31 protein-coding genes are annotated in these 26,316 nt (G+C 62.5%); 13 read left to right on the top strand and 18 right to left on the bottom strand.

The features are described 5' to 3' along the window. Positions 1 to 80 precede the first annotated feature (80 nt). The 5 genes from ACWNC0_RS05650 (at position 81) to ACWNC0_RS05630 (ending at position 2,839) form a co-directional block, all read left to right on the top strand. Entirely contained in the window at positions 81 to 614 is a 534-nt protein-coding gene (locus ACWNC0_RS05650) for a DUF736 domain-containing protein (RefSeq protein ID WP_449470209.1), read from the top strand. 191 nt (positions 615 to 805) lie between these two features. Continuing rightward, entirely contained in the window at positions 806 to 1,282 is a 477-nt protein-coding gene (locus ACWNC0_RS05645; RefSeq protein WP_449470208.1) for a hypothetical protein, read from the top strand. A gap of 58 nt (positions 1,283 to 1,340) precedes the next feature. Beyond that, positions 1,341 to 1,766, top strand: a complete 426-nt coding sequence (locus ACWNC0_RS05640) for a hypothetical protein (RefSeq protein WP_449470207.1) — start codon at positions 1,341 to 1,343, stop codon at positions 1,764 to 1,766. 367 nt (positions 1,767 to 2,133) lie between these two features. Continuing rightward, positions 2,134 to 2,463 carry a single-stranded DNA-binding protein gene (locus ACWNC0_RS05635; protein ID WP_449470206.1) on the top strand — a complete coding sequence of 110 codons (330 nt, stop codon included), beginning with the start codon at positions 2,134 to 2,136 and terminating at the stop codon, positions 2,461 to 2,463. 49 nt (positions 2,464 to 2,512) lie between these two features. Beyond that, positions 2,513 to 2,839, top strand: a complete 327-nt coding sequence (locus ACWNC0_RS05630; protein WP_449470204.1) for a hypothetical protein — start codon at positions 2,513 to 2,515, stop codon at positions 2,837 to 2,839. Positions 2,840 to 2,862: 23 nt separating this feature from the next. On the opposite strand, the gene ACWNC0_RS05625 is transcribed toward ACWNC0_RS05630, so the two are convergent. Beyond that, the gene (locus tag ACWNC0_RS05625) at positions 2,863 to 3,390 is read right to left on the bottom strand and encodes a hypothetical protein (protein WP_449470202.1); all 528 of its coding nucleotides are present in this window, start codon (positions 3,388 to 3,390) and stop codon (positions 2,863 to 2,865) included. Between the two features lie 503 nt (positions 3,391 to 3,893). On the opposite strand from ACWNC0_RS05625, the gene ACWNC0_RS05620 reads away from it, so the two are divergent. The 4 genes from ACWNC0_RS05620 (at position 3,894) to ACWNC0_RS05605 (ending at position 6,691) form a co-directional block, all read left to right on the top strand. After that, positions 3,894 to 4,883: a DUF2493 domain-containing protein gene (locus tag ACWNC0_RS05620; RefSeq protein ID WP_449470201.1), complete on the top strand. Its 990-nt coding sequence runs from the start codon at positions 3,894 to 3,896 to the stop codon at positions 4,881 to 4,883. 156 nt (positions 4,884 to 5,039) lie between these two features. Continuing rightward, positions 5,040 to 5,579 carry a hypothetical protein gene (locus ACWNC0_RS05615; RefSeq protein WP_449470200.1) on the top strand — a complete coding sequence of 180 codons (540 nt, stop codon included), beginning with the start codon at positions 5,040 to 5,042 and terminating at the stop codon, positions 5,577 to 5,579. Between the two features lie 100 nt (positions 5,580 to 5,679). Continuing rightward, positions 5,680 to 6,150, top strand: coding sequence for a hypothetical protein (locus ACWNC0_RS05610; protein WP_449470198.1), 471 nt, complete (start codon positions 5,680 to 5,682; stop codon positions 6,148 to 6,150). Between the two features lie 316 nt (positions 6,151 to 6,466). Continuing rightward, positions 6,467 to 6,691, top strand: a complete 225-nt coding sequence (locus ACWNC0_RS05605) for a hypothetical protein (protein ID WP_449470196.1) — start codon at positions 6,467 to 6,469, stop codon at positions 6,689 to 6,691. A gap of 91 nt (positions 6,692 to 6,782) precedes the next feature. On the opposite strand, the gene ACWNC0_RS05600 is transcribed toward ACWNC0_RS05605, so the two are convergent. Continuing rightward, positions 6,783 to 7,010, bottom strand: coding sequence for a hypothetical protein (locus ACWNC0_RS05600; RefSeq protein ID WP_449470194.1), 228 nt, complete (start codon positions 7,008 to 7,010; stop codon positions 6,783 to 6,785). A gap of 699 nt (positions 7,011 to 7,709) precedes the next feature. Between ACWNC0_RS05600 and ACWNC0_RS05595 the strand changes: the two genes are divergently transcribed. The 3 genes from ACWNC0_RS05595 to mobF are packed head-to-tail and all read left to right on the top strand — an operon-like array spanning position 7,710 to position 13,326. Continuing rightward, positions 7,710 to 8,000, top strand: coding sequence for a hypothetical protein (locus tag ACWNC0_RS05595; protein ID WP_449470193.1), 291 nt, complete (start codon positions 7,710 to 7,712; stop codon positions 7,998 to 8,000). Then, the gene (locus ACWNC0_RS05590; RefSeq protein WP_449470191.1) at positions 7,990 to 10,293 is read left to right on the top strand and encodes a type IV secretion system DNA-binding domain-containing protein; all 2,304 of its coding nucleotides are present in this window, start codon (positions 7,990 to 7,992) and stop codon (positions 10,291 to 10,293) included. The genes ACWNC0_RS05595 and ACWNC0_RS05590 overlap by 11 nt, the downstream gene beginning before the upstream one ends. 3 nt (positions 10,294 to 10,296) lie before the next feature. After that, positions 10,297 to 13,326, top strand: a complete 3,030-nt coding sequence (gene mobF, locus ACWNC0_RS05585) for a MobF family relaxase (protein WP_449470189.1) — start codon at positions 10,297 to 10,299, stop codon at positions 13,324 to 13,326. A 59-nt stretch (positions 13,327 to 13,385) separates the two neighbouring features. Here mobF and ACWNC0_RS05580 read toward each other — a convergent pair whose 3' ends face one another. The 8 genes from ACWNC0_RS05580 to ACWNC0_RS05545 form a co-directional block, all read right to left on the bottom strand. Then, entirely contained in the window at positions 13,386 to 13,640 is a 255-nt protein-coding gene (locus ACWNC0_RS05580) for a hypothetical protein (RefSeq protein WP_449470187.1), read from the bottom strand. Between the two features lie 154 nt (positions 13,641 to 13,794). After that, complete coding sequence (locus tag ACWNC0_RS05575) at positions 13,795 to 14,139, bottom strand: hypothetical protein (RefSeq protein ID WP_449470186.1); 345 nt, start codon at positions 14,137 to 14,139, stop codon at positions 13,795 to 13,797. Positions 14,140 to 14,295: 156 nt separating this feature from the next. Beyond that, positions 14,296 to 14,928 carry a cytochrome P460 family protein gene (locus ACWNC0_RS05570; protein ID WP_449470184.1) on the bottom strand — a complete coding sequence of 211 codons (633 nt, stop codon included), beginning with the start codon at positions 14,926 to 14,928 and terminating at the stop codon, positions 14,296 to 14,298. A 42-nt stretch (positions 14,929 to 14,970) separates the two neighbouring features. Beyond that, positions 14,971 to 15,588 (bottom strand): cytochrome P460 family protein, encoded by a 618-nt coding sequence (locus ACWNC0_RS05565; protein ID WP_449470182.1) that lies wholly within the window; start codon positions 15,586 to 15,588, stop codon positions 14,971 to 14,973. A gap of 133 nt (positions 15,589 to 15,721) precedes the next feature. Continuing rightward, a complete protein-coding gene (locus ACWNC0_RS05560) occupies positions 15,722 to 16,216 on the bottom strand; it encodes a Dps family protein (protein WP_449470180.1) in 495 nt (164 codons plus the stop codon). A gap of 55 nt (positions 16,217 to 16,271) precedes the next feature. Further along, positions 16,272 to 16,514 carry a DUF2171 domain-containing protein gene (locus tag ACWNC0_RS05555; protein ID WP_449470179.1) on the bottom strand — a complete coding sequence of 81 codons (243 nt, stop codon included), beginning with the start codon at positions 16,512 to 16,514 and terminating at the stop codon, positions 16,272 to 16,274. A gap of 103 nt (positions 16,515 to 16,617) precedes the next feature. Beyond that, positions 16,618 to 17,649 carry a magnesium and cobalt transport protein CorA gene (locus tag ACWNC0_RS05550; protein WP_449470177.1) on the bottom strand — a complete coding sequence of 344 codons (1,032 nt, stop codon included), beginning with the start codon at positions 17,647 to 17,649 and terminating at the stop codon, positions 16,618 to 16,620. Positions 17,650 to 17,673: 24 nt separating this feature from the next. Continuing rightward, positions 17,674 to 17,955, bottom strand: a complete 282-nt coding sequence (locus ACWNC0_RS05545) for a GNAT family N-acetyltransferase (protein ID WP_449470176.1) — start codon at positions 17,953 to 17,955, stop codon at positions 17,674 to 17,676. A gap of 307 nt (positions 17,956 to 18,262) precedes the next feature. On the opposite strand from ACWNC0_RS05545, the gene nhaA reads away from it, so the two are divergent. Then, the gene (gene nhaA / locus ACWNC0_RS05540) at positions 18,263 to 20,146 is read left to right on the top strand and encodes a Na+/H+ antiporter NhaA (RefSeq protein ID WP_449470174.1); all 1,884 of its coding nucleotides are present in this window, start codon (positions 18,263 to 18,265) and stop codon (positions 20,144 to 20,146) included. Between the two features lie 294 nt (positions 20,147 to 20,440). Here the strand turns inward: nhaA and ACWNC0_RS05535 are convergent, their stop codons facing one another. The 8 genes from ACWNC0_RS05535 to ACWNC0_RS05500 all read right to left on the bottom strand — a co-directional run bounded on the left by ACWNC0_RS05535 (position 20,441) and on the right by ACWNC0_RS05500 (position 26,308). After that, entirely contained in the window at positions 20,441 to 20,923 is a 483-nt protein-coding gene (locus ACWNC0_RS05535) for a peroxiredoxin family protein (protein WP_449470172.1), read from the bottom strand. A gap of 56 nt (positions 20,924 to 20,979) precedes the next feature. Continuing rightward, on the bottom strand, positions 20,980 to 21,492 hold the full coding sequence (gene msrA, locus ACWNC0_RS05530; RefSeq protein WP_449470171.1) for a peptide-methionine (S)-S-oxide reductase MsrA: 513 nt from the start codon (positions 21,490 to 21,492) through the stop codon (positions 20,980 to 20,982). Beyond that, positions 21,492 to 21,938: a peptide-methionine (R)-S-oxide reductase MsrB gene (gene msrB, locus ACWNC0_RS05525; protein ID WP_449470170.1), complete on the bottom strand. Its 447-nt coding sequence runs from the start codon at positions 21,936 to 21,938 to the stop codon at positions 21,492 to 21,494. The genes msrA and msrB overlap by 1 nt, the downstream gene beginning before the upstream one ends. A gap of 343 nt (positions 21,939 to 22,281) precedes the next feature. Next, the gene (locus ACWNC0_RS05520) at positions 22,282 to 22,638 is read right to left on the bottom strand and encodes a hypothetical protein (protein WP_449470169.1); all 357 of its coding nucleotides are present in this window, start codon (positions 22,636 to 22,638) and stop codon (positions 22,282 to 22,284) included. Positions 22,639 to 22,725: 87 nt separating this feature from the next. Continuing rightward, positions 22,726 to 24,321, bottom strand: coding sequence for a GMC family oxidoreductase (locus ACWNC0_RS05515; RefSeq protein WP_449470167.1), 1,596 nt, complete (start codon positions 24,319 to 24,321; stop codon positions 22,726 to 22,728). 12 nt (positions 24,322 to 24,333) lie between these two features. Further along, positions 24,334 to 25,212 (bottom strand): LysR family transcriptional regulator, encoded by an 879-nt coding sequence (locus ACWNC0_RS05510; RefSeq protein ID WP_449470165.1) that lies wholly within the window; start codon positions 25,210 to 25,212, stop codon positions 24,334 to 24,336. Positions 25,213 to 25,324: 112 nt separating this feature from the next. After that, positions 25,325 to 25,726 carry a c-type cytochrome gene (locus ACWNC0_RS05505; protein WP_449470164.1) on the bottom strand — a complete coding sequence of 134 codons (402 nt, stop codon included), beginning with the start codon at positions 25,724 to 25,726 and terminating at the stop codon, positions 25,325 to 25,327. A 12-nt stretch (positions 25,727 to 25,738) separates the two neighbouring features. Beyond that, positions 25,739 to 26,308 (bottom strand): ferritin-like domain-containing protein, encoded by a 570-nt coding sequence (locus ACWNC0_RS05500; RefSeq protein ID WP_449470162.1) that lies wholly within the window; start codon positions 26,306 to 26,308, stop codon positions 25,739 to 25,741. Positions 26,309 to 26,316: the final 8 nt, after the last annotated feature.

The raw sequence follows: 26,316 nt of genomic DNA, 5'->3' as shown, positions 1-26,316 counted from the left end.
GCCCAAGGCCGAGGAGAGGAGGGGGAGGGAGGGGGACGTCCCGGACAAGGGGTTCGAGGACATTTTCCAGGAGAAGTCTCATGAACATCGGCTCTTTTGCCAGGAACGCCACCGGCCACATCGTCGGCAAGGTCTCGACGCTCACCGTCGATCTGAACATCGGCCTCAAGCCCATCCGCTCGGACAATCCCAACGCGCCCAAATTCGAGATCCTGGCGCTCTCCGCAGCACGGCAATGGGTCCGCGTCGGCGCGTTCTTCGAGGTCACTTCGCGCGAGCGCGGCCTCGTCTTTCTCCAGGGGACGATCGAGGACCCGAGCTTCGCGCAGCCGCTCTATGTCACCGCATTCCGGCAGGACGATGGCTCGTACAATGTCGTCTGGTCGCGTCCGACGCGGCGCCGCGCCCTGCCGACGGACATGACGGCCGGCGACGACAACCTCCCGCCGCTCCCGGGCCAGCCGACCGATGGCGCCAGCTCGGCCCCAGCCGACGGGCTGGGGGCCTCGACCACGCCCGGCGACGACTTTGCGTCCACCCCGGACGAACCCGCCGCCGAACAGGCCAAGTCCAGCCGAAGCCGCAAGCAGCGCGCGATGGAGACCGCCGAATAGCAACTCCAACCTCTCCCCCGTCCGCGCGTCCATCCCCCGTGGCGCGCGGACACCGGGCAGGGTCCGTCTCGCACGTTCGCGAGGCGGGCCCTGTTCCGCGCTGGCGTGGGTGCCGTGCTGTCGGCGGACTGTCGCGAGGCGTCCAGCGGCAAGTCAGCTCCAATTTCAAACCCGCTTCTATGGAGAAGGTCATGGCCGACCGCGTTTCTGCATCAATCGTCATCGGGGGCTCGGTCACGACGAGCGCCTATGCAGACCTGTGCGCACTGATAGCCGATGAAGGGCTGTCGACCGAATGGGACGGTGAACTTTTCGAACCGCACCACCGGTGCGCCGGCGAACCGCTCAACCTCTGTGCGCACGATGTCGCCTGGGGCCGCTTCGAGCAGCTGGAAGCATGGTGCGTCGAGAACAAGCTGGCCTTTGCGCGATGGTCGGGAGGATATGGCGGGTCCTGGGGACCGGAACGGGTGGTCTTCCTCGGCTTCGGCTCGCCCAGGTCGTACATTGCCGACGAGGAAGACCGCATCCTGATCGATCGCGCGATGGTCGAGATGCTCGGTTCGCTCGAGGCCGTGTTCGCCCATTTCGACGCAGCCGGGAAGGCGATACCCGCGCTGGAGATCGTAGATGGCCCTCAGCCATCCGGTTCGTTCGCCCAGGGTTGATCCACCCAACCTCGACGCCCGGCCCTGTGCCGGGCTTTTGCGTTCTAGGGAGCCCGATATGGCCGACTATTTCACTCATTTTTCGTGCCTGCTCGATGTCGGCACGGCGCAGAATGCGGAGCGCGCGCTCGACCTGTTTAACGAGCTGTGCGCAGAAAATGACAATGAGGACCCGCCGTCGGATGGCTTCCTTGTGTCGATCCATCCCGAATTCGGCGGATCGCGGCTGTGGCTGCGCGACGAGACGACCGGCGATCCCGAAATGCTGATCCGGTTCGTCACGCGTTGCGCCGCGGAGTTCGGGCTCAAGGGATATTGGGGTTTTCAATATGCCAATACGTGCTCGAGGCCGAGGATCAACGCGTTCGGCGGCGGGGCACATGTGCTCGATCTCGCCACCGGGAAGACCGTCGAATGGATCGCCACGAACGGCTGGCTTGACGAACTGCTCGACGAGGGTCGCATGAACACATGCCCGCCGTGACGACGATGCGGATGCCATCAACCGGGACCAAGTCGCGCCGTCAGTCCGTTTGGTTCGACCCGCGGCCCCAATGCCGTCACACTGACATCGCCCGCTGCTCCCGCGCACCCGCAGGATAACCCCGGTCCTGGTCGTCAGCCCTGCTCCAGGGGGCGTCCCGCTTGACGGGATGAACGCTACGCCCGTGCGGCGTCAACGCAACCCACGATTTTCCGGCCGTGTTGTCGGCCGATGGCCTCCGCCCGCACCACCCGGCAAATCGCAGGTTCCCCTGCGCTGCGCTCCGGTGCGCCGCCGCCTCGGACACGGGCTTCGTCGTCTTTCATCCCAGCGGGATCGGCCCGCTGGCGCAAGAAGGACGGACACCATGAACAAGGTTTTTCTCTCGGGCCGCATCACCTCGGACATCACGCGCTTCGGGACCGACAGTAACGGAGGGGCCAGCTTCAAGCTCGTCACCTCAAAGCCGGTCATCAAGGACGGCCAGGTCCAGAAGGATGGCAACGGCTACACCGAAACCTACGACCAGTTCCACACGGTCAAGGCGTTCAACGGGCTCGGCAAGTCGGTCGCGGGTCACAAGAAGAAGGGCGACAAGCTCATCGTCAGCGGCGAGATCCGCTACTCGCGCAACGAGCATGACGGCCGCACCTACTACAACACCGAGATCGTCGCCGACGACATCGAGTTCATCTGACCCTGAAGGGCGGCTCGCGAGCCGCCCTTTTCATTTGCGGAGCACCGCCATGATCACAACGATCCTCAGCGACATCGCCGGCTTCGGCGCATCGATCGATATCTTCAACCCCTCTCTCGTCCAGCGTATCCGGCGCAATGCCGCGCATATGAACCAGCAAGAAGTCTGCGCCGAACTTCATCGCGCGATCGCCGACGCGGCGAACGCACGCAGCATGCGGGACTGGGAGGAGGCCCAGTTCGGCGAGGCCAGCGCCGACGCCATCGTCGAATGCGAATATCATGACGACCTCGCCGCTGTCTGGTCGCTGGTTGCCGCCGAGCACCAGGTCGTCACCGAGGACAGTATCCTCGACCATGGCAGGTCGGTCCATTGACCCCGGTCGGTCACCGACCCTGATCATCGATCGCCGGCGCTATCTCCGTCGGGCCTTGCGAGTCCTGGTGGAGACCGTGCCGGCGTCGTTGTCCTTCCGACCAGGCAGCCGTTCGACCGCTCGAACGGTTCCCAGGGAGCGGATGTGAATGCCGCGATCGCGGCCCTGACTACGCCGATGAGGTCCGCGATTGCTTCCCGTGCGCGCGCCGGAAATTCGTTGCCGCCGAGTGGATCGACGAAGCAATCGAATGCGTGCCGCGGATAATATGCATTCAACACCGCCAGGATCGCGGTCAACTCCGGCAGTCTCGCCGGCAGCCCGTATGCCAGCGCACTCTCGAGAGCCACTTCGAGATCATGACGAAGCGTCCGCCGGCACCGGTCGTCGCTCCATTCATGGAAGAGCATCCACGCCTTTAGCGCAAGCTCGGCCGCGATCGATGTCGCGTGGCAGACGCTGCCCGGAGGTCCGATCTTCGCCAGATCAGGGCTCGGCAGAAATTCCTGAGCCCGCGTCAGGTACAGCCGCGCCAAGTCGTGTTCGGCCAACCTGCCGCGACTGTCCAGACCCAGCGCCGCCATCGGCCAGCAACACGTCGGGGCGCCGGCAAGGTTGCATCAGGTTCGGCGCATCCCGCCCTTCGACAGGCTCAGGACGGGACCACGGCTCTATTCGCTACAGTCCGCCGCCCGCGCGCCCGCGCGGTCCCCGGCCAAGCTCACGGAGCCAAGCAGTGCTTGTCTCCGCCCATACGGGTCACGATCCCCTTGCGGGATCCCCCAGAGGACACATTCAATAGCCATTATACTCCTGTATCTTCCTAGTCTGGCATGCGGGGATACGCGCCGGTCAAGGATGAGCGGTCCCCCCAATTTTGACGCGGCCGCCGCTGCGCTCACGTCCACGACAAAATCGGCTCCCCCGCTCTGGCGTTAACCGGGGTCCGGCCAAGGCCGGCTTCCCGGTTAACGTCCCTGACCGCCGCGACCGCCGCATGCCCCTCAAGTGCCCTCATCGAGTGGATGAGAACATCCAAAAACTGGAGGCACTAATGTCCAAGACGTTCACCAATTTCGCCGATCTCGCCAGCTACGTGGCCACCAACCGCAGTTCGGACGCGCAGGCGGAACTCTCCGAAGCCGGGTTCATCGAATATACCGAACTTGCGAAGATGAGCATCGTCGCCGAGCCCGAACAGCTCGACATGCCCGATCCCGACCAGGTCCAGTCTGCCGTCGAAATGATGATGGCGACGCTGTTCGATGTGTTCCGCGACACCCGGATGGAGCCCTTCGCCAAAGACCTCGCTTGGGGGTTCGTCCATAGCTTTCACACGGTGGCGAAACGCATCCAGGGACGAGAGGACGATGCCGCGCTCAAGCTCGGCGAACTGATCCGCGAACCCGACGCGTCGGAGGGCTATGCCGGCGATCTCGAGCAGACGCAGCTCATGTGCCAGACCCTGCAAGGTTGCCGCGAGGCGATGGAATGCATGCGCGACTATGCGGGCGAGGTCTACCGCGTCGAAACCGGCAACGTCTTCTCGCCGGTGCGAGGCAGCCGCGTCTCGACCAAGCTCAACGCATCGTTGATCGAAGCGATGGACTTCCTGGCCGCGCGCGCCCGGGAACGCAATGAACGGTTCACGCCAAAGGGTCCGATCGTCGTCTTCTCCGGCGGACAGGTCTGGGAGGACAGCGACCTTCTCTGGAAGGGGCTCGACAACATCAAGCGGCGCATTCCCGAGATGGTCCTGGCAACGACCGCCCAGCCCAAGGGTTGCGACGCGATCGCGCAGGCATGGGCAGCATCGCGCGGTGTGAAGGTCATTCTCTTCAAGCTCGATCGCAGCAAGGGGAACCGCGCCGCCTTCGTCCGAAACGACCGCATGATCGCGCTGCGTCCCGTCGAGGCCGTCATCTGCGAAGGCTCCGGCATCCAGGCCAACCTCGCCCAGAAACTACGCACCGCAGGGGTTCCGCTCCACATCGTCAAGTCGGCCCAGCAGCGGCTCGATCAGCGCGAACTCGTACGGGCGTGAGCCCATCGGAGAGGCTCCGGCCAGGGCCGGGGCCTCTCCTCCCCTTTTGTCCTTGCAAGTGCGGCGCTCGGGGCATCGAGCCCCTGCGCGCCGCGCCTCGGTTCGAGGCTGAAAGGAGAGAGTGAACGGGCAGACGGATCAACGAAGGAGATCAAGATGCTCACCTATAGCCCTACCGCCGCCACCGCGCCCGCGCCGGGCCTCGCGAATTCGGTTCTGACGTTCGCCACGCTCGGAGCGTTCGTCACCCACCTGCGCGAGAGCGCCAAGCGTTACGGGACCGCGATCGTTCCGCCCCGAGCCGACACGGAACACATCCCGGAGGATGGATATGACCTCGACGTCAGAGGCATCGCACTGGCAGCGGCCGCCCGCATTTTCGACTTCGATCCCGGCGTCATCGCGCTGATAGAAGACGCACAGTTTCGCGGATGTCCGGTCCATATCGGCCGGGCGCGCGGCGGGGCACCGGTCATGACGGCAGCCACCCCGGCGGTCCAGGCCCTGTCCGCACCGATATGCCCGACATGCGCCACCAGCTACGACCCGTCCTGCTACGACAGCTGCCACGAACGCGCTTGCTGCTCGAACTGCGGCACGCTCTATCGAATCCCCGATCGCTGTCGGCCGTCCGCAGACGATCGCGAACATGGTGCGCTCGGCCGGGTACAGTCTCCGCAAGCGCGAGGATGCTGAACCCATGTCCGCATCGAACCTACAGACCCCGCCGACCACACATTCCCGGTCCGACCAGATCTGCCGCGAACTCCATGTCCTCAGTCGGGAGGAGGCCAGGATGAAGCGAATTTCGATCATGCACGAGCAGTTCCGCGAAGCGCTCGACTGGATAGCGATGGAGCGCGACGAGCAGCTCCGCATCACCCATCACGGGCAGGCGATCGAGCACCATCTGTGCCGCGTCGGCGAAGCCATCGACCAGCGCATCTTCGAACTGGCTCACGAGCGAGACGAGAGTCTTGCAATGCAACCCCTCGATGACTTCCACGCGAACGTCGCCGCCCTTGCCGACGCGGCGATCCACGAGACACGCGGCGCAAGCTACGAACTCTATGCGCGTCGCTTCACCGACGCCTGCGAGCCCCTGCTCAACGCGCTCGATGCCGGGTTCAGGGACGCAGGACGCGCAGTCGCGATCTACCATGGGTATATCGACGGCGAGCACGCGGGAGAGGGCGATTTCGGCACGGGAACCTGCCCACTCAGCGGGATCGACGCAGACTGTTGTCATTGCGGACGTCACCCTTGAACCAGCCGCCTCGCTCGCGTGCCGCGCGGCGCGAGCGGCCGCACGCCGCTACGCCTCGCGTTGTTACCCAAGGGGGAAACTCTCTCACTGACGTCCCAGCGTGCCAGACGTCCGGGCTCGCCTCAAGGATCGGCGGGGCCCCACCATTTTCTTCGGCGGATCAGGCGCTGGTCCATCCCTCGAACGTCGGTGGCCGCCGAAGAAAATCGTGACCCCCACCGCCCGCTTCGCGGTCGCCGGCAGGCCGGCGATCCTTGACCCGATCCCGGACGCCCGACCCGCCTTCTCCTGTCAGTCAGACAGAGGAGATACGAAGATGTTGATGCAAACAACGACCGCGCAGCAGGACACCGCCGCCTATCTTGCCGCCGTCACATGCGCCAATCGACGCGCCGCACACAGCTACTACGACCAGCACGTCATCGAAGACGCCGAACTCGGCTACTTCACGATCGACGAAGGGGATTACGGGGCGCTACCGATGCACCTCATCGACCGCATCGTGCACTCGGTGCCGGGCGCCATATCCGACGAATTCTGAAGGGAAGGGGAGGGGCACCGCCTCTCCCTTTTTTTGCTCGGGGGTAACACGGGCACGAGGGGCATCGAGCCCCTCGTGCCCGTGCCGCGACTTACGTCGCGGCAGACTTGCTTCCCTTGCGCAGGCGCGCTTCGATTTCGTCTGGATCGACCTTGCGCAGATCGCCCGCCAGCGCCTCGAGACGCTTAACGCCGAGCTTGAAGATTCCGATCTTTTCGAGCGCCGCGATCGACGCCGCCCGCTCCTTTTCCTCAAGCGCTTTGCGGCGACCGGCGAGGCGTGTTTCCTCGGCCTCGAGCGACAGGCGCTCGGCTTCCAACGATTTTGCCATATATGACCTCGTTCACTGCGATCGGGCTGTGAACGAACGCGGTTATAACGGCTGCCGGGAGCAACCGAAAGTCTTGACGGATGAGCCTGGGCGCGGCGGGCAATGGCCCGCCGACGGCTCTATTCGCTAAGCCGCCGCCGGCCCTCGTCGGGCCGACCCCGCCCAAGCTCACGGAGCCGATGCACGGCATCGTCTCCGCCCATTCGGGTCACGATCCTCGCCTGACGACACTGGCCGCAAGCGGCCGTGTCGACGACCGCGCGCATGGCGCGCTTCTACCTGCCGCACGCCTGCGGTCGGTCATCATCACCGGATCGGCGGATAGCGCCGAATTCCGCTCGTCGAGCGGCCCGGTGCCACGCCGAAAGGCGATTTCCCTCACAATCGGTCGATCCCCAGGACATCCGGGACCAAGGGGCTTCAATATGCCTGGGGAATGCACACCGAACGCAGCGAGCTGCATTGAGTTTGGACGGCTTTTCAACAAGTTAGCGGGCATGACACCGAGTGTACATTGTCCGACATTCATTGGGCGGAACGGCAAGGGATGAAAATACAATGATTTACGTGTCTTACATCGTACACCTGACCTTGCCCGCTCTTACAAATTCTTGCGCCGCAAGGCCCTTCGCACTATAGACGGAGACGCGTTTCAATCCTCACCAGCCTCTCTGCTAGGAGGCTGGTTTGTCAAAGCCCAAGAAACCCGTCACGGTCAGGTTCGACCTCGGTCAATTCGACCGGGTCGCCGCACTCGCGGCCGCGCGCAACTGCACACCTTCGGACATCGTTCGCGAAGCCGTCGCCGCCCACCTTGGCAGCGCCGCTCTCATGACCAGCAGCCAGCGCCGGATAGCGCGCCTCAGCGAGTATCTCCAGCTCGCGATGGACGTCATCATCACCGAGCAATACCCCGAGTTTCGCGATCGGATCCTGTCGAAGGTCGACCAGCGCCTGGAGCAATATCATGGCGCGTAAGGACATCCGCACGAACGGCCGCGCGATCCCGCTCACCCATCATTCGGCCCGCGGCCGCGTTCAGCGCAACTCGGGCAATTTCACCCGTGGTTCGCAGCTTCTTACCCACGAACTGCTCATGTGGTTCTCAGGCGCGAAGTTGCCTTTCATTCTCTGGTTTTTCGCCTTCTGGGCAGCATGGTTCGTCATCATGTCGATCAAGCTCGACGAGCATGGATTCCAGCTCATCTGCATGCGCCTTCTCGCGACGCTTTGGGACTGGATCGACCTCGATCCGAACAAGCGCATCAACGTCACTTTGCCCGATGGGAACATCCTGCGCACCTACATGTCGGTAGTGCCGCGCATCCCGGAGGTGGTGATCGCATGGGGGATCGCCGTTCAGGGACTGCTCGGCGCTTTCCTCGTGTCGATCTTTATCGCGGTTCCAACGTCGATCTGGTTCATCGACACGTCGAGCCGGCGCGGGAAGGGGATCCTGCAGGAGCGCCACGAGCGCGGTGCGATGCTCGTCGAACGCGACGTTCTCGTCTTCGAAATTGCCCAGCACAATTACGCGAAATTTGCCGAGGAAGCCGTAGAGCGTTTCCCTTCCCTCTCGCCGGCCGCGGTTCTCAAACTGCCGTTCCGCGATCGCAAGGCCGCCGGCATCCACCATCCCTACACGCTCGCCGGCGTGCCCTATCCGCATCGAACCGAACAGTCGCACACCATGCTCATCGGCACGACCGGTTCAGGCAAGACGACCGAGCTAAGGAGCCTCGTCTCGCAGATGCGCGAGCGCCAGGACAATGCCGTAATCTTCGACCTAACCGGCGCCTATGTCGAAGCCTTCTACGACCCCGAACGCGATACGATCCTGAACCCGATGGATCAGCGCTGCCCGGCATGGTCCATCTTCAACGACTGCACGACGCACAGCGAATTCACCGCTGCCGCCGCGGCACTGATCCCGTCGGACGGCGGATCGTCGGAACCCTTCTGGGCGCTCGCCGCGCGGACCCTCTTCATAGAGATGTGCATTCGCCTCCAGGAACGCGGCCAGACGACCAACCTGGCACTCTCGGAAAATCTGATGACGGCTGACCTGAAGCGCGTTCACCGCACGCTTGCCAATACTATCGCCGACCCGCTGACGGCGCCCGAAGCGGCGCGAATGGCGGAATCGATTCGCGCCGTTTTCAACACCAACGCCCAGGTGCTTCGCTTCCTCCCCGACGAGGGCGCACCCTTCTCGATCCGCGACTGGATCACGGGCACCAAGAAGCCCGGTGCCGTCCTTTTCATCACCAGCAACTATGTCGATCTTCCGATGAACAGGGCGCTGCTAACGCTGTGGATGGACCTTTGCATCAACCGGCTGATGACGATGCCGCGCACGCGCGATCTGCGTCTATGGTTCATGTTCGATGAGCTCGGGGCGCTTCACCGGCTGCCCGCTATCGAAAACGGCCTCCAGACTGCCCGCGCGTTCGGAGGCGCGATGATCCTCGGCATCCACAGCTTCGAGAAGCTGGTCGAGGTCTATGGCGAGCAAGGCGCCCGAAATCTTGCCTCGCTCGCACGCTCCAAGCTGATACTCGCGACCGCCGATCTCGATACCGCCGAGCAATGCGCCCGCTACATCGGAAACCGCGAAGTCCGGCAGATGGATGAGGCCTACAGCTATGGTTACAACAACACCCGCGACGCCTCGACGCTGACGCCGCGCAAGCAGGTCGAACCGCTTGTCATCGCCGACGACATCACGAACCTGCCGTCGCTTCACGGCTTCGTGAAGTTCCCCGACGGCTTTCCCGCGGCGCGCATTCTGCTCGAGTGGCGCGACTATCCCAAAATCGCCGAGGGATTCATCCTGAGGCCCAGTGTCCAGCCGGTTCGATCGAAGCGTGCCGAGGAGCTTTTCGCGGATGAGGGTGAGGCGGGGGAGGGGGGTGGCCGGGATGGGTCGCTGCAGGTGGTGGGCGAGGTGGTCGATCCCGCAAATCTGGCCCGGGACCTCGCCGCCAATATCCTCTCGGCCGAGCCGGAATCCGAGCACGAGCATGAGGCGAGGCACGTCGATTCCAGGCGCGATGAAGGGGATGCTCAAACGGGCGATCTGGCGCGCGACAGCGATCAGAAGCCGAGCGCGCGGACCGGCGCTGCCGAAGCGGTAAAGGCGCAGGAGGCCGACCAGCGGAAAGCAAGTAAGACGGCGCAATTACCGCCGCAAGTCGAGGATCAGACGATCGTCGAGCTTCGGCAGGATTTCAGCCAGGGCCTCGACCACGACGGCGATTTCGGGATCTAGCCGATGCTCTCGATCGCGTCGGTCCGTTCCGCATCCGGAGCCGCGAACTATTTCGCGTCCGACAATTATTATACCGCCGAGCAGTCCTCCGAGATGAGCGTCTGGGCCGGCAGCGGATCGGAGGACCTCGGGCTCTCCGGAGCCGTCGGCAAGGACAGCTTCGAAGCGATCCTCAACGGCATCCTTCCGAGCGGCGAAGGCGTCGCGCAGGTCGAAAACCGGCGCGCCGGATATGACCTCACCTTCTCCATGCCGAAGTCGGCCTCGGTGCTCGCCTATGTCGCCGGCGACAAGCGCATCCTCACTGCCAACCAGGCCGCGGTCCAGAAGGCGATGAACTGGGTCGAGAAGAACCTGGCCGAGGGTCGCAAGGGCGCTGACGGCACGCCGGTGCGAACCGGTAATCTCGTCTATGCCCTCTTCCAGCACGATACGAGCAGGGCGCTCGATCCGCAGGCGCACATCCACGCGGTCGTCGCCAATCTGACCAGGCTCCCTGACGGGAAATGGCAGGCGCTGCATGCGGACAAGCTGTGGAGCAACAACAGCGTGATCGGGTCGATCTATCACGCCTATCTGCGCTCCGAACTGGAGAAGCTCGGCTATTCTGTGGAGCTCAAGGGCAAGCACGGAGCGTTCGAGATCGCGGGCGTCCCCAAGCCCGTGATCGAGGCGTTCAGCCAGCGGCGCGAGCAGATTCTGGAGCAGGCCACGAAGATCGGCGCAAGCTCGCCCGAGGCGCTGCGGGAAATCACCAAGCGAACGCGTGATCCCAAGCTCGACGTCGACGATCGCGATGGCCTGCGCAAGGAGTGGATCGACCGGGCAGCTGCCCTTGGGTTCGACGGCAAGGATGTTGTCCGGGCGGCTGCGGCCCGGGCGGAACTCATGGCGTCCACCAGCATGCTGGACCGGGGATACCGGGCCGTCGGCGACGCGATTTCGTCGGCGCGCGAACGTCTCGACCGGTTTCTCAGGCCCGCCGATCCGCTTGTCGACAGAGGGCTCGCGCGTCTCACGCAATCGCCTGAAGCCGCCCGGGCACAGCTGGCGGTAGCCTCGGCGGTCCGCATCCTCTCCGAACGCGAAGCGGCTTATCCGGCAAACAAGCTCGCCAAGACCGCTCTCGATCTCGGTCTCAAGGGCGTGACGCTCGAGCATGTCGACGCCCGTATCGGGCAGCTCAAGGACCGCGGCGTCCTGCTCGTCGGCGCCGGCCGGGCATCGGAGTTCGTCACCACCAGGGAGGCTCTGCGTGTCGAGGAAGCCATCCTCGCACGCGTCGACGAGGGCAAAGGCCTCGTCCGCCCGATCATCGCCGATCAAGCGCCCGAACGGCTCCAGGCTGCGGCCGAACGCCCGCTCAATGCCGGTCAACTCGGCGCCGCAACCCTCATCCTTTCTTCAACCGACCGCACCGTGGTGGTCCAGGGTGTCGCCGGCGCCGGCAAGTCGACCATGCTCGCCGCTGTCGCGCGCGTCGCCGAGCAGGAAGGCAAAGCCATCACGGGGCTCGCTTTCCAGAACAAGATGGTCGCCGATCTCGCAGAGGGAGCCGGGATCAAGGCGCAGACGCTTGCGTCCTTCGCAATGGCAAACGAGCGCTACGTCGAGCAGCGGAGCGGCCCCGGCTATGAAGCGGCACGCGCGGCACATGCCGGCTCGATGCTGCTCGTCGATGAGACCTCGATGGTCTCGAGCGGCGACATGCTGAAGCTGCACGACATCGCCGACGCGCTCGGGGTCGAGAAGCTCGTCCTCGTCGGGGACCGCCAGCAGTTGTCGTCGATCGAAGCCGGCAAATCCTTCGCGATGATCCAGGCGAGCGGGGGAACCATGGCGCGCATGGACGAGAATCTTCGCCAGCGAACCGACCAGCTGCGCACGGTCGCCGCGCTCGCAAATCGCGGCAAGGCCAGTGAAGCGATACGTGTCATGGGCGACAAGGTCGAGACGGCGGCGCAGCCGGCCGAGCACGCCGCGGACCTCTGGCTCGGGCTCGATGCCGCCGAGCGGGAGGTGACCGCAGTATTTGCCTCTGGTCGCGATGCGCGCGCCACCATCAACCAGCGCATCCAGGCAGGCCTTGCGGCCGAGGGCACGCTCAAAGGCGAAGGAGTCCAAGTCACCGTCTTCGAGCGGGTGAACACGACCCGTGAGGAGCTGCGCCACGCTTCGACATATCGCCCCGGGATGACGCTCGAGGTGGGGAAGGGCGGAGCCACTGAGGTCGGTCTCCTGGCCGGCCGATACGATGTCGTCTCGATCACCGCGCGGGGCAAGGTCGAGCTTCGATCCGGCAACAAGCGGATCTGGATCGAACCGCAAAAGCTGTCGCTGGCCGACCGCCGGAGCCGGATCCAGCTCACGGAGAAAAAGGATCTTCAACTGCGCGAAGGCGACCAGATCCGCTGGACCGCGAACGACAAGGAGCGGGGGCTCCACAATTCGGCGATCGCTCGCGTGATCAGTGCGGACGAGAAGGGTGTGATCGTCGAGACTGCCGCCAAGGAACGCCTGACTCTCGACCTGACTGATCCAATGCTCTCGCGCGTCGACCTTGCCTATGCGCTCAATATGCACATGGCCCAGGGCATCACCACCGACAAGGCGATCGGAGTGATGAGCAGCAGCGAGCGCAACCTGTCGAACCAACGGCTGTTCAACGTGCTCGTCACTCGCGTCCGGGACGCGCTCACGCTGGTCGTCGACGACAAGGACAGGCTGTCGCGGCAACTCGACCACAGTCCGGGAGACAAGACCTCCTCGCTCGAAACCCGCGGAGTGCTCGAGATCGACGGAAATCGATCAGGCGGCGGCCGCGCGACTGCCGATCCCGGTCTGGCGAACGCCGCGGCCGGACTTCCGCCTGTCGACGAGCACGACCTGCCGCCGCTGCCACCGGGCGACGGCAGGCCGATCCTGCCGCCCGGGTCCGAACAGCAGCGCGGCAGTGATGCCAGGACGCCGGCGAAACCCGATCGAGATGTTCTGCCGGCGCTGCCGGAACGGCAGCTCGGACTTGACCTCTGATGCCTTCCCCACCGCGGCGAGCTTGTTGTTGGTCGATGTCGCGCCGTGGCGGGTATCGCTCAGTTCTTGAGCCATTTCGGTTTCAGTTGCGAGGCGATTTGGCCGCTTCGCACGAGAGCTACGCCAAGGCCCAGTTGAGGGTAACTGAGGCGCAGAGTCTCTGGGTCGGCCCTTTCGAGAGGCACGATCAGTAGCCGATTCCTGGCGCCGCCGTGTGAATGCGCATGCGCGACGGCGTCGTATCCGATGTACGTGTCCTTCTCGAAGTCGATCCCGTTCAGCTCGGCGGCATTGCACTCAAGCCAGGGGGTCATGTCACTTCCAAGTTCGCTTCTCCCCTCGGCGACGCCATGTGAGAGCCGGTGGGCGAGCCAGTGATCGTCGGCGGAGTGGATTGACGGATCCGCCGGGGCAATCCATCGCTGGCCGAGCGCGTGGAGGCGTGGATCGCTGGTCGCTCCGTCGCCTTCATGTGAACGCCAATGCACCGCTACGTGGTCGTCCAGCGCGATGCCGATCCGGCGACGGTGGCGGCGATAAGCCAGAAGTTTCGACCAGGTCGTCTGCTGCGTCTGCCTCGCAGTCCAGGAGGAGGCACTCGCCCGCGGGCCAGACGATGAAGTCGAAGAGGGCCTTTCCCTTGCTGCTCAACAGACCGGTCCAGGCGGGGAGGTGGCGGATGTCGCTTGTGACGACGCTGTCGAGGAAATCGGTCACGTCCTCTACACTGTCGAGCGGAGAAAGACGGATCACTGCCCTTGAATAGAGCCTCGTGGCGGTCCACTGGTCGCTGCCGCCGCTGTCGTTCGTCATGTATGTTCCCTTTTGTCGCGAGTTGGCGACTGCGCTCCCAGACGCGCATCATCGCGGTCTGGGTCACGATAAGCAGTAAGTAGGGCGCCTGAATCTCAGGTGCGTTTATGGCCGATCGAAACGCGCCGGCGGCCCGCCGGTGTTCCTCGGCCGAGATCACCTGCGAAGCACTGGATATCCATCCACATAGATCCAGTCGGTTGCCTGAGCAGGGACATGGCAGCCCTGACAATCACTTTTGTAATCGGTCGACGTCGTATGTGTGGGATCTCCGGCATCGAACCACGACCACCCCCAGCCATCACCCCATAATGGATTCCCGGGGTGGGAATTCCTGCTGTCCTTGACCATCACGAACCAGCCCTTGAGCTTATCGGGATGGCTGACCGTCCCTGTGGTCATGTCGCTGGTGTGGGTGCCGTAGACCTCCTTCACGAGGACGGTGCCGTCGGGGAATGTCTTGGTCTTCCGATAGGCCTCGATCGCGCCGGGGGATGCATAGACGTTGTGCGCTTCCTTCGAGCCCTTGGTATCGTCCGCCGCGATCGCCCAGGGGCCGAGCGATTGATATGTCATCTGATAGTCGGTGGGGACACGTAGGTTTCCGTCGGCATCGACAACGGCCGTGTCCGCAGCTGCTGCCCCCGCTACCGTCCTGGCTGCCGCCCCCCCGTCCGCAGCTGGTCTATCAGCAGCTTTCGCCGGTTGCCTGGAGCAACCGGCGGTGAGCACCGCACCCGAACAGAACAGGAGCGCGGAGGTGGCGATCATTAATTGTCTCGATGTCATGCCAGCTCTCCTCAATGGATCGGGCCGCCAAGAGGAACCTGGTCAATTGAGCGAGAGGTCGTCGAGCAGCGGATAGAACTGCGTCCAGACATCATCCTTCTTGGCGCTGGCGATGTGACAAGATGCGCATTCATCCTTCGACCGTGGCATCGCGGTCGCGGCCTTGGGCTCGTGGTGGTTGAAATTATAATATCCCCACCCGCCGGTTTCGGCGTATCGCTTGGTGTCCTTAACGGTGACGTCGGCACCATTGTATGCCGCAGGGAAATATCCGCGCCCCGAAGGCTCGGTTCTTGAGCCATCGGGATACTCACCCGGCAACGCGAGTTGAAGCTCCTTGAAGAAAATGGTCCCCTCGGGGAACTCACCTGTCTTCTTGTAAATCGCGTAAGATCCGGGTTCGATGTAGACGTTGTGGAACTCCGGGAAGCTCGCCTGGCCGTTGTTCAGCGCGTTCGGCGTGAGGGGCGCCCCGATGAACACCCAGGTACGCCAGTTCTTCGGCAGCTTGAGTGAGCCGTCTTCCGCATATTCCGGCAGGTAGCGTGCGGGTTGGACAGCACCCACCTGGTTGGGCGCTTCTCCCGAGGTGGCCTGCGCCTGCCCATCGGCCTGCGACTGGCCACAACCCGACATCGCCATCGCAAGGGCGGGGGCCATAATTATTGGGATCCACGATTTCCGCATACCAACCTCCTGTTCGACCGAGCATTCAAGATGCATGCTCGGTCGAACAGGGTCGGCGGTTACAATCAGCGGGCAGCCGACGGCTACCTGCGAAAAGGGTTTTCAATTATGCAGCGCGTCCGGTTTCGAACAGGAACCAGGCGCGTTGTTCGGCTTCGTCGGTCCATGTGTCGATCAAGCCCGATGACCCGTTGTCGCCGACCGCATCGGCCGCGGCCTTTGCCGCCCGCAGGGACTTGACCAGATTGAGGTTGTCAGCCCTTAGCTCCGAAAGCATGTCGCGGGCGTCAACCGAAGCGGCATTATTGTCCGACAAGGTTTGCTGCTGTGCGATGTCGCTGATCGAACGGATAGTGGCGTGACCGATCTTGCGCACGCGCTCCGCTATCGCGTCCGTGCTCAGCAGAATCTGTGAGGCCTGCTTATCGAACAGAAGATGATAGTCACGGAAATACGGGCCGGACACATGCCAATGGAAATTCTTTGTCTTGATGTACAGCGCGAAGCTGTCCGCAAGCGTGGCATTCAACCGATCCGCAAGGCGAGCGATCGCGTCCGTATCAACATCCGATGGTGTTTGCTCTGGGCTCGTTGTCGTCATTCATTTGTTCCCTGTCTCACGAAACGGCGTTCAATCCGCCCCGCGCTCTTGCCGCCTATTCTTCTTCCTCGAACGTGACCGCGACATCGCCGTTGGCGCTCAGCCGGACCTTGTCGCCTTCGACTTCGGCCACCAGGCCGCGCGAAATGAAGTGATGATGCCCTTTATGCTGACCTTGGCCGCTGTCCGTTTTCACCAGCTTGATGCGATCGCCAACGACACGGTCAACTGTCCCGACATGCACACCATCGGCGCCGATAACTTCCATTTTTTCCTTTACGGCTTCAAAACCAGCCATCTCGAATCTCCTGTTTGGTCGATGTCTGAAACTCTCGCGATGCCGCCGGATACATAAGAGCAAGCGGCCCAGATCACTCGGTCTCCGGCCGCGGGAGGTTACATCAACCCGGATCGTCCATCTCTGGGTACCTGGCCGCCGCAGGTCGCGGCTCGGGCTTGGGATTTCCCGACTGGAGCCAGCCAAGCCGCCGGAAGCGCCAATAGAGGACGCAGCAAATCACGACCATCGTGACCAGAACCGCGACCGATCCTGGACTGGCGAGCTTCACCGGCATGTCGATGAAGTTCATACCGAAAAAGCCGGTAATCGCGGTCGGTACAGCGAGAATCCCGGCCCAGGCCGCGAGTTGGCGCGTGATCACGGACTGCCGCTGCTGCTCGAGGAGGCTGCTCGCCTCCAGCGCGGTGCGGATGACGTCGATCAGACCATCACTCATCGCATCGATCCGCGCGAGATGGTCGAGCACGTCCCGAAAATAGGGCCGCGAGTCGTTCGAGACGCAAGGGACATCGAGGCTGGCGAGCTTGTTGCAGACTTCGCTCATCCTGGTGAGGACGCGCTTGAAATGAATGGTCTCTCGCCGAAGCTGGAAGATTCTTGCGATTTCGTCGCGGTCCAGGGTGTCGTCCAGAAGCCGCCTTTCCATCTGCAGAACTTCGTCGGCGATCATCTGCACCACCGGAAAATAGTCATCTGCTATGAGGTCGAGGACCTCGTGAACCACATATTCCGGACCGGCCACATTCTTCGCGGCAATCTTCTCGACCCTGCTCCGCAACCTGTGCCCGAAAGCGGTTTCCATCCTGCAGACCGTGATGATCCGCTTGTCCGACAGGAAAATGCTGATGTCGGTATACTCGATCGCGCTGGGACCGAGTTCCGCCGCCTTCGCTACGACGAAGACATGATCTGAATAGAAATCGACCTTGGCCAGTTGCGTGGGGCTCATTGAATCTTCGACGGCGAGTTCGTGAAGACCAAAGGCCCGCTGCAATGTGCCGATGTCATCGCCCTCGGCGTCGACCACGTCGATCCAGGCGAAGCCCTGATCTGGGACGATCATTTCCACGCCATCCCACTCGAACCAGTGGGGCTTTTCGGGACCGCCGTGGACTGTGGCCACGATGCTCATCCTGGGATCCCCCGTCGCGCTCGTTCAACCATCGAGCATGGCGGCATATTCGGGAATACCCGCGGCGTACCGTGCCATGAACGGGCACTTGGCGATCACCCGCTTGCCCTCGGACCGGAGCAACTCGAAGACGGCATGTGCCAGCTTCGTTCCAATTCCCCGGCCGCCATATTCGCTCGGAACTTCGGTGTGCAGCAGCACGACGCGGCCATCCTCAAGCTTGTAGTAGGTAACCGCGACGGCATCGTCCTCGATCGGCAGCTCATACCTGCGCATCGAAACATTGTTGATGATCTCACCTGCCATCCCGTTCCTCTTGCGGTCTCTAGAAGTGGCGCACGGCTCCGCGCGCGCAACCGAACTCACCTCAGCGCGGGCTCACTCGGTATCGTGTGAAGCTCGCCTCAGATCGAGCAATGGTTACATCACATCTCTCGATCGGCTCCGCGGTCGAAGGGTATGATGCTCGCAATCGCGCGTGAATTGGCGGGAACAGGCGTAACCGTCCGATATCTTGAGCCGGTAGGTATATGGGCGGGGTGCAGACGCAATCACGCCACAAAGACTTTGACCTGGCAGCAAAAGTCCGGAGACCAGTTCTGCAATGGAGGAAATGACCCCACTCGGCCGTCTCGATCGTCCGGTCGACCACAAAATCGACCACGTACTTGGTCCGACCAATGCGCCGATCAGGCTGGTCGAGTATGGCAGTTACGCGTGCCCTCACTGCAGGGCCGCCAATGAACGCATCGCGCAAGCCCGCGACCAACTTGGCGAACGTGTTTGTTATGCTTTCCGACATAGGCCGCTTTCTGACAACAGCCTTGCGTATCGCGCCGCCGAACTTGTCGAGCTTGCAGAAACGGACGAGGCGTTCTGGGACGCACACATCAAGCTTATGACGCGGTCGATGGAGCTCACGGAGGATGACCTGATCGCCGTGGCCAGCGACCTCGGCATAGAGGCTGACTTCGCGCTTGGCGACAGCGACGCTTTGAGGCGCGCGAAGGCGAAGGTGGAAGCGGATATCGCTAGCTCACGCGCCAGCGGAGTGAACTTCACACCGGCTTTCTACATCAACCGCCGGCGCTACGACGGGCCTTGGGATGAGAGTTCCTTCGTCGACGCAATGCTCGGCACGCTTGGCCATCGAGTGCGTACCGCTGCGCTTGACTTCGCGCGTTGGGGGCCGTCGGCCGGCATCCTCTTGGTCCTCTCGACCCTGTTGGCGATCATCGTGACGAACTCTCCGATCGGCACGGCATTTGAAGCATTTTGGCAGCGAGAGCTCGGTGTGACCTTCGGCGACGCCCACTTTCGAATGTCACTCCTTCATTGGGTAAACGATGCCCTTCTCACGACTTTCTTCCTCGTCGTGGGGTTGGAAGTGAAGCGCGAGTTGACAGTTGGCCATCTTGCAAGTCGACGGGCTGCCGCACTTCCGATTGCGGCTGCGATCGGCGGCATGGTCGGGCCGGCGCTCCTGTATGTACTGGTTATCCCCAGCGGCCCGTGGTCACACGGATGGGGCGTCCCGATGGCGACGGACACTGCTTTCGCGATCGCGTTGATCGTCCTCATGGGCAGACGGGTTCCCGTCGAGCTGCGAATCTTCCTTACCGCAGCCGCTATCGTCGACGACATCGGTGCGATCATTGTCGTCGCCTTGTTCTATTCCAATGAAATCCATCTAGGCTACCTGGCTGCGTCAGCCGCCGTCGTTGTCGGGCTGGCACTACTCAGCCGCTCCAAGGTCTACCTTCTCTCGCCATACATCGTGTTGGGCCTCACCTTATGGGTATTTGTCCACGCGAGCGGACTTCATGCGACGCTGGCCGCCGTCGTACTCGCTATGTTCATTCCGACGCGCCCGCCTGCTGACCTGAATGCTCTGATGATGCAGGCCAACACAATCATCGCCGCCGAAGCCCGACACGAGGGCGAAGTTCTCAGACATGGTCCCTCCACCCCGGCGCTGCATGCCCTCGACGCGATACACGACAGAATTGAATCGCCCGCCGACCGGCTGCTGCGGAACGCCGGTGCACGATCGAGCTACTTCGTCCTCCCGATCTTTGCATTGGCGAATGCAGGTGTCGCGATCAATCTGGACGTCTTCGCCGAGCATGGTTGGCTCATGGCCGCGATCATCGCCGGTCTTACCGTAGGAAAGCCGCTCGGTATCTATCTCGTGTCCGTAGCGGTTGTACGCAGCGGAATAGCCGTCAAGCCGCCGGAATACACCTGGCGGCAATTGGCAGGGGCAGGAGCCATCGCCGGCATTGGCTTCACAATGTCGCTCTTCATCGCCGGGCAGGCATTCCCGGATGCCAGCGACTTTGCGGCCGCAAAAATCGCCGTGTTCGCGGCGTCGGTGCTATCGGCCCTTGCCGGGACCGCCTTGCTCTGGGGCGGTCAGCGTCAAGCGAAACCTGAGGGTTCCCGGCAAGAAAATGGGTCGCCGCCGAATAGGCTGCCGGTGTCCGCCGAACCGTGAACACGGTGTGTTGATATCCGCCAACGGTGGGAAATGTCGGCTCCACCGCTCGCCGTCACACAGGTCCGACTAACCCAAACCACAAATGCTTCGTGGAGGCGTACTCGCGGTCGATTGAGCCGCACTCTTCAATCGAAGCTATTGTCTCGAGCGGGGAATCCAGGAGTCTTGATGCGACCCAAACACTGATCACGGTGATGGGTACAGCGCCGGACGCAGTGTAGGGTTGGGCGGATTGGCATTGCGCGCATCACGAGCCGATTGGCAGCATGATGCGCGCGTTGCCGGTGTGTTTCAGGCGGCCAGGGGCCTCAGGGCCTGAATGAGGGCGTCAGGGTTAAGCTGAAACCCATTGAACACGACCTTGCCGTCCGGCGCGATGACCACAAACCATGGTGTGCCGCCGGTGGCGTAATCTTCCATCACGGCCGGCACGCCCTTGTCATCTTGAGGGCCGGCATGTCCGAAGGGAATGCCCAGACCATAACGCACCTGATTATCGCGGATGCGTTCGAATGTGTTGACGTCAAAGCCCTCGAACACCGTCTGGATCGCTGCGAAGCCGACATTGCACTCCGCCAGTTCGGCAACCAGCCTTGTAAGAGCTGGAAAGCCATGAGCATGGCAACCCGGACACCAATCCTGGAAGAAATACAGGATCCGATAACCGCTGCCGAGATCGTCCAGCGACAAAGGGGTGCGTTCCTCGCCGGCGCTATCGATCCACCGTACGTCGCGCAGCGGCGGCGCCGGCAGACCCACAATATTCGTCTGCATTTTGACCTCCGGGACTGCCTGCGGTCCGGTGCGGACCGCAGGTTGGAGAACATACGCTAGGCCGCCGCTTCTGACCGGCGCGGCAATACCCAGTTGGGTCGCACGAAGTGACAGGTATATCCGTTCGGGATACGCTCAAGATAGTCCTGATGCTCGGGTTCGGCTTCCCAGAAGGGCCCGGCAGGTTCTACTTCGGTTACCACCTTGCCAGGCCATAGACCCGAGGCGTTGACGTCGGCGATCGTATCCTCGGCCACGGCCTTCTGCTGATCGCTCGTGAAATAGATCGCCGAGCGGTAGCTCGAACCGCGGTCATTCCCCTGGCGATCGCGCGTCGTCGGATCGTGGATCTGGAAGAAGAATTCGAGCAGCTTGCGATAGGACATCTGGTCCGGATCGAATTCAATCTCGATCGCTTCCGCGTGCGTGCCGTGATTGCGATAGGTCGCGTTTGGCACGTCGCCGCCGGTATAGCCGACGCGGGTCGAGACCACGCCCTTCATCTTGCGGATCAGGTCCTGCATGCCCCAGAAACAGCCGCCTGCGAGAACTGCGCGTTCGGTGCTCATTAGATATCCTCCACTTGATCGAGATAGTCGCCGTAGCCCTGAGCGGCCATTTCAGCCTTGGGGACGAAACGAAGCGATGCTGAGTTGATGCAGTAGCGCAGGCCGCCGCGGTCACGGGGACCGTCCGGGAACACATGCCCCAGGTGACTGTCGCCGTGCTTAGAGCGCACCTCGGTGCGAACCATCCCGTGGGTCGTGTCGTTCAGTTCGGCCACGTTCGTGGGCTCGATCGGTTTCGTGAAACTCGGCCAGCCGCATCCGGACTCGAACTTGTCGGAAGACGCGAACAGCGGCTCACCCGACACGATGTCCACATAGATCCCCGCTTCCTTGTTGCTGAGATATTCACCAGTGCCGGGGCGCTCGGTCCCGCTTTCCTGCGTGACGCGGAACTGTTCCGGCGACAGCTTGGAGATCGCTTCCTGGGTTTTCTCGTATTTGGCCATGGTATCCTCCTTCGAATTCCTTGATTGGAAGATGGAGGCTCAGTCAGCCCAAGTCCAATACGCCCAGGCTATAGTTTTGATGCAGTCGCACGCTGCGTTTGGGAGCATAAGAATGACGGCCTTGGCGCCGAACGCGTCGCAATCCGCGAGATCTTGCTCGATGATGAAATCCCGCAGCGCTTTCTAGCCTGATTGAACGAGCAATCACTCCATGGAGTTTGAAACCCTGAGGAAAGGGGCCGGGTATTGAATGGCGGAATGCGCCTCGCGCATGTTCGCTATCAGTCGCGCCATCCGGCCCCTTATCGCACCGAGGACGGGGCGGTTCGTTCCGCCGACACTGTTAGCCGGCCGGATTTCGTGTCCTGATCCAAAGATACAGTATCCCGAGCGGAGCGATAAGGATCGCGGCGGCCCACAAGAACACATTCACGAACAGCTTCAACACGAGCAGCACCAGGGCGTTCATGAAGACCATGTTTCGCCCCAGCACCAGCGACATAATCTCGTCCCAAACGAACTTCGCAAAGGGAAACAGCAAGGTCGAGATCGTGAAGAACACCCATACGGATATCGGAGCGCTCTTGGCGCCATGCGAGATGAAGTATCCATAAAAGGCGAAGATGGCCAAGCCGATCAGGTAGGCGCGTATCAGGTAGGATCGGTCAAGTGCGCCGAACGTCCTCGTCAAGAAACCCATTGTGAAACCCCTCGAATTCATGGCGCGATGCGGTTTGGATGCGCGGGGCATGAGATGCCGCGCTGGCTCTGGCGGTGCCCCAGTGTCTCAGGCCAGCTTCAGGTCCTCGACCAACATCGCCGATGCATGCCGCGCGAGCGCCTGTGTCGGAGCATTTGTGTTGCCGCTGGTGATGTTCGGCATGATCGAGGCGTCGATCACCCGCAACCCGTCGATCCCTCGGACGCGGAGCCGCGCGTCGACGACCGCCCGCTCGTCCTGCCCCATTCTGCACGTGCCGACCGGATGCCACATCGTCGTCACGACACGCTTCACCCATTCGCCGATCTCCGTATCCGACTGGATGTGCGGGCCGGGCTCCATCTCCTCTTCGATCACCGAAGCCAGGGACGGTTGCGCCATGACCTTGCGAACCGCGCGGACGGAGTCCACGGCCGCCTTCAGGTCATCCTCGTCGCCAAGGAAGTTCGGATTGATCAGCGGCATCGAGGTCGGATCGCTGTCCGCGAGCCGAACCCATCCGCGACTCTTAGGTTGAAGCACGACGGTTTCGAGGGTGATGCCTGAGCGATGGCCCGTCGGGGCGAGACCTTCGTTGGCGATGATCGGAACGTGATAGCATTGGATCGTCGGATCGGCGGTGAAGTCAGACGGATTCCAGTGCGTGACAGACTCGATCCCGCTGCCGGCTGCCGGACCATCCTTGGTGATAAGGTAGCGCAAGCCCGCCTTCACGGTCCCAAGACCAGTTGCGGCCATCTGATAGCCGAGGTCGCCCTTCACGTAAGCGCGGACCGGAACCATCGGGTGATCGTGGAGGTTCTCGCCGACTTCCGGAGAATCGACGATCACACCAATGCCATGCTCACGCAGATGATCGGCGGGGCCGATTCCAGAGTGCATGAGGATCGTGGGGCTATGCACGGCGCCCGCGCAGAGCACGACCTGGCCGGCGCTGATTGTCTCGCGGCGGTTGTCGCTCAGCTCGACCCCGACGGCCCGATTGTTCTCGATGAGGACCCGCGCGACAGTCTTGCCGGTGAGAACGGTCACGCGACCTGAAGCGAGGTGCGGACGCAAATAGGCATCAACGGCGCTGCACCGTCGATGATTGCCGACCGTGGACTGCACCGGCGAGACGCCGATTTGGCTCTTGCCGTTGTAGTCGGGATTGAAGGGGACCCCATATTCCTGGAAGGCTTTCAGGCAATATTGGTTCAGTTTGTTGATGCCCTTCGGCTGCTCAACCGAAAGGCCGCCGCCGACACCGTGATATCGGTCATGGAAGGTGTCGTTGGCTTCCTGCTCGATGAAGACGGGCAGCAGGTCTTCATATGACCACTTTCCGGTATCGCCGACCGCATTCTGCCACGCGGCATAGTCGCGCTTTTGACCACGAACATAGGCCATCGCATTGACCGAGGAGCCGCCGCCGAGCACCTTACCCGAGCGATAGGCACGCTTCGTTCCGTGCTGGGGGACAGTCTCATATGTCCAGACATTCCGGTCGTGGGCGAGCATATTGGCAAAGCCGGCTGGAATATGGATGAACGGATCGCGATCCACGTCGCCTGCTTCGATCAGCGCAATTGACGCGCTGGTGTGCTCTGCGAGGTAACTCGCGACGACGCAGCCACCCGCTCCCGCGCCAACAATGACAATGTCGTAAGCTTCGCTCGCCATCTATGTCTTTCCTCATTCATGCCATTTGAATCGTTCGACCAGCAATCGGAGCTGGCGCAGTGCCATCGCAGTTCCCGACCCAGAGACTGATTGGAATGAAACCGTCCGCGAGAGATCGACCCCCCGCACGGGCCGCAACACCAGGCCGCTGACAATCGCGGAGAACTCGGGCAGCATGCACACGCCGATACCACCGGCGACCGCCTGTTGGATGAGATCCTCGCGCTCGGAACGCAGACGGGGCACCATGGCGATCGCGCTGTCTCGAAGGGCGTCGTTCACGCGCGCGCGAAACTCGCAGTGAAGGCGATCGAGATAGGATTGTTCGGCCAGCTCTTCGAGGGATATCTCCGCGCTCTCGGATAACGGATGGGTTTTCGCCATCGCCAGCAGGAGGCGTTCAGCGAACATCTCGACGGTGGCGAGCTTTGCATGTCCTGTGATGGCATCCGAGGCGAAGCAACCGTCGATCTGCCCTGTCAGCAGCATTTCGGACACCTGATCACGCACAATTGGGCGCAGGATCAGTTCGAGGTCCGGGAGCTGACGTAGAGCGTGCGCGACGAAGCCGGTGATCAAGGCCGGAGCAATCGTATGGACGACGCCCACGGTGACCGTTTCTCGGCGGCCCCGAACGCGATTTTGCGAAAGCGCCAGGACACGCCGCTCGCTTTCGTTGATAGCGGCGAATTCGGCCTGAATGTCGCGGCCCAGTGCCGTCAGCCGGGTGTCCTTGCCGTCGCGGTAGACAAGCGTTCCGCCGAGCTCGTGCTCGAGCCGTTGGATGGCGCGGGTCAGCGTGGGTTGCGATACGCCGCTGCGCATCGCCGCTTCGGTAAAGTTGAGCGTATCCGCGAGATTGAGAAAGTAACGGACCTGCTGGAATTCCACGTGGGTGTCGCTTCTGTTCTAGGTTCAGAATGGTTCCGACCAGCCGGATGGATCGGCCTTGGCCGGCTACCTGCAGGGGATGGACAGACAGCCGGCGCTCGGGGGCGGCCCGTTACTTCGGCTTCGACACGGATTGCAGGTAGGCGACGATGAGCCGACGTTGGGTCGGATCGTCCATTTCGAGGTACATCCGGCTTCCCGGCACCATCTTCTGTGTCCCGGCCAGCCATTGGTCGAGCCTGGCGGGCGTCCAGACGCCACCCAGCTTTTTCAGGGCGGGCGAATAATTATACCCCGGCACGCTCGCGACGGCTCGGCCGACGACATCGCGGTGGCGAGGGCCGATGCGGTCGGCGTCGACCGAGTGACAGCCTGCGCACTTGGTCTGGTACAGCGTTTTGCCTGTCGTGACATCATCGGCGGCGACGCTCGGCCGTGTGGCCACAAACCCGACGAGAACGCCGACTGACAATACTGCCCCGATCCGCGACACTGATGCGAGTGATAGACGCATGCTGGCCTCCGATCACCCGAACAGATAGGCTGCCGTCGGAATCGGCGTTCCGGCAGCGTTGTTGAGCGTCGCCCAGTGCACCGCTTCGTCGGCCGAGAGCGAGGCAAAAAGCTTGGCGATCTTGGGATCCTTCAGCGAAGTGATCTGCCCGATATACGCACTGGCCGCCCCCCGCTCGAGAGTGGTGGCCAGAGCCACAACATCGCTTTCCGACTTGAGCGTTCCAAGGTTCAGATCGGCGATGTACTGGGCGTCCGTCTTAGGTTCGACCGGATCACCGCCTAACTGCGTGACGAGCTTGGCGAGAGAGTCGCGATGCTCTTGGTGATGCGCCATGAATGTCGACGCCACCTGGAGCGTACCGGGCGAGAGGAGTCCGCTTTTACCAGCGATTTGATAGGCGGCTATGCCTTCATGTTCCAGCGCGAGCGCAGTCTGCAGCACACCCAAATCGTTGGCCTCCCCAACGGCAGCGCGCGCACCGCCGCTAACAAGTCCGGTCGCACCGATACCAAGCACCACTGCTCCGGAAGTCAGAAACCTGCGCCGATCGCCAACCACTGCACCCTGTTGCATTGCCATTGCTCCGT

Source organism: Sphingobium chungangianum (assembly GCF_977014255.1).
Note: the sequence above shows the minus strand (reverse complement) of the source record. Positions and strands in the feature narration are given on the sequence as shown.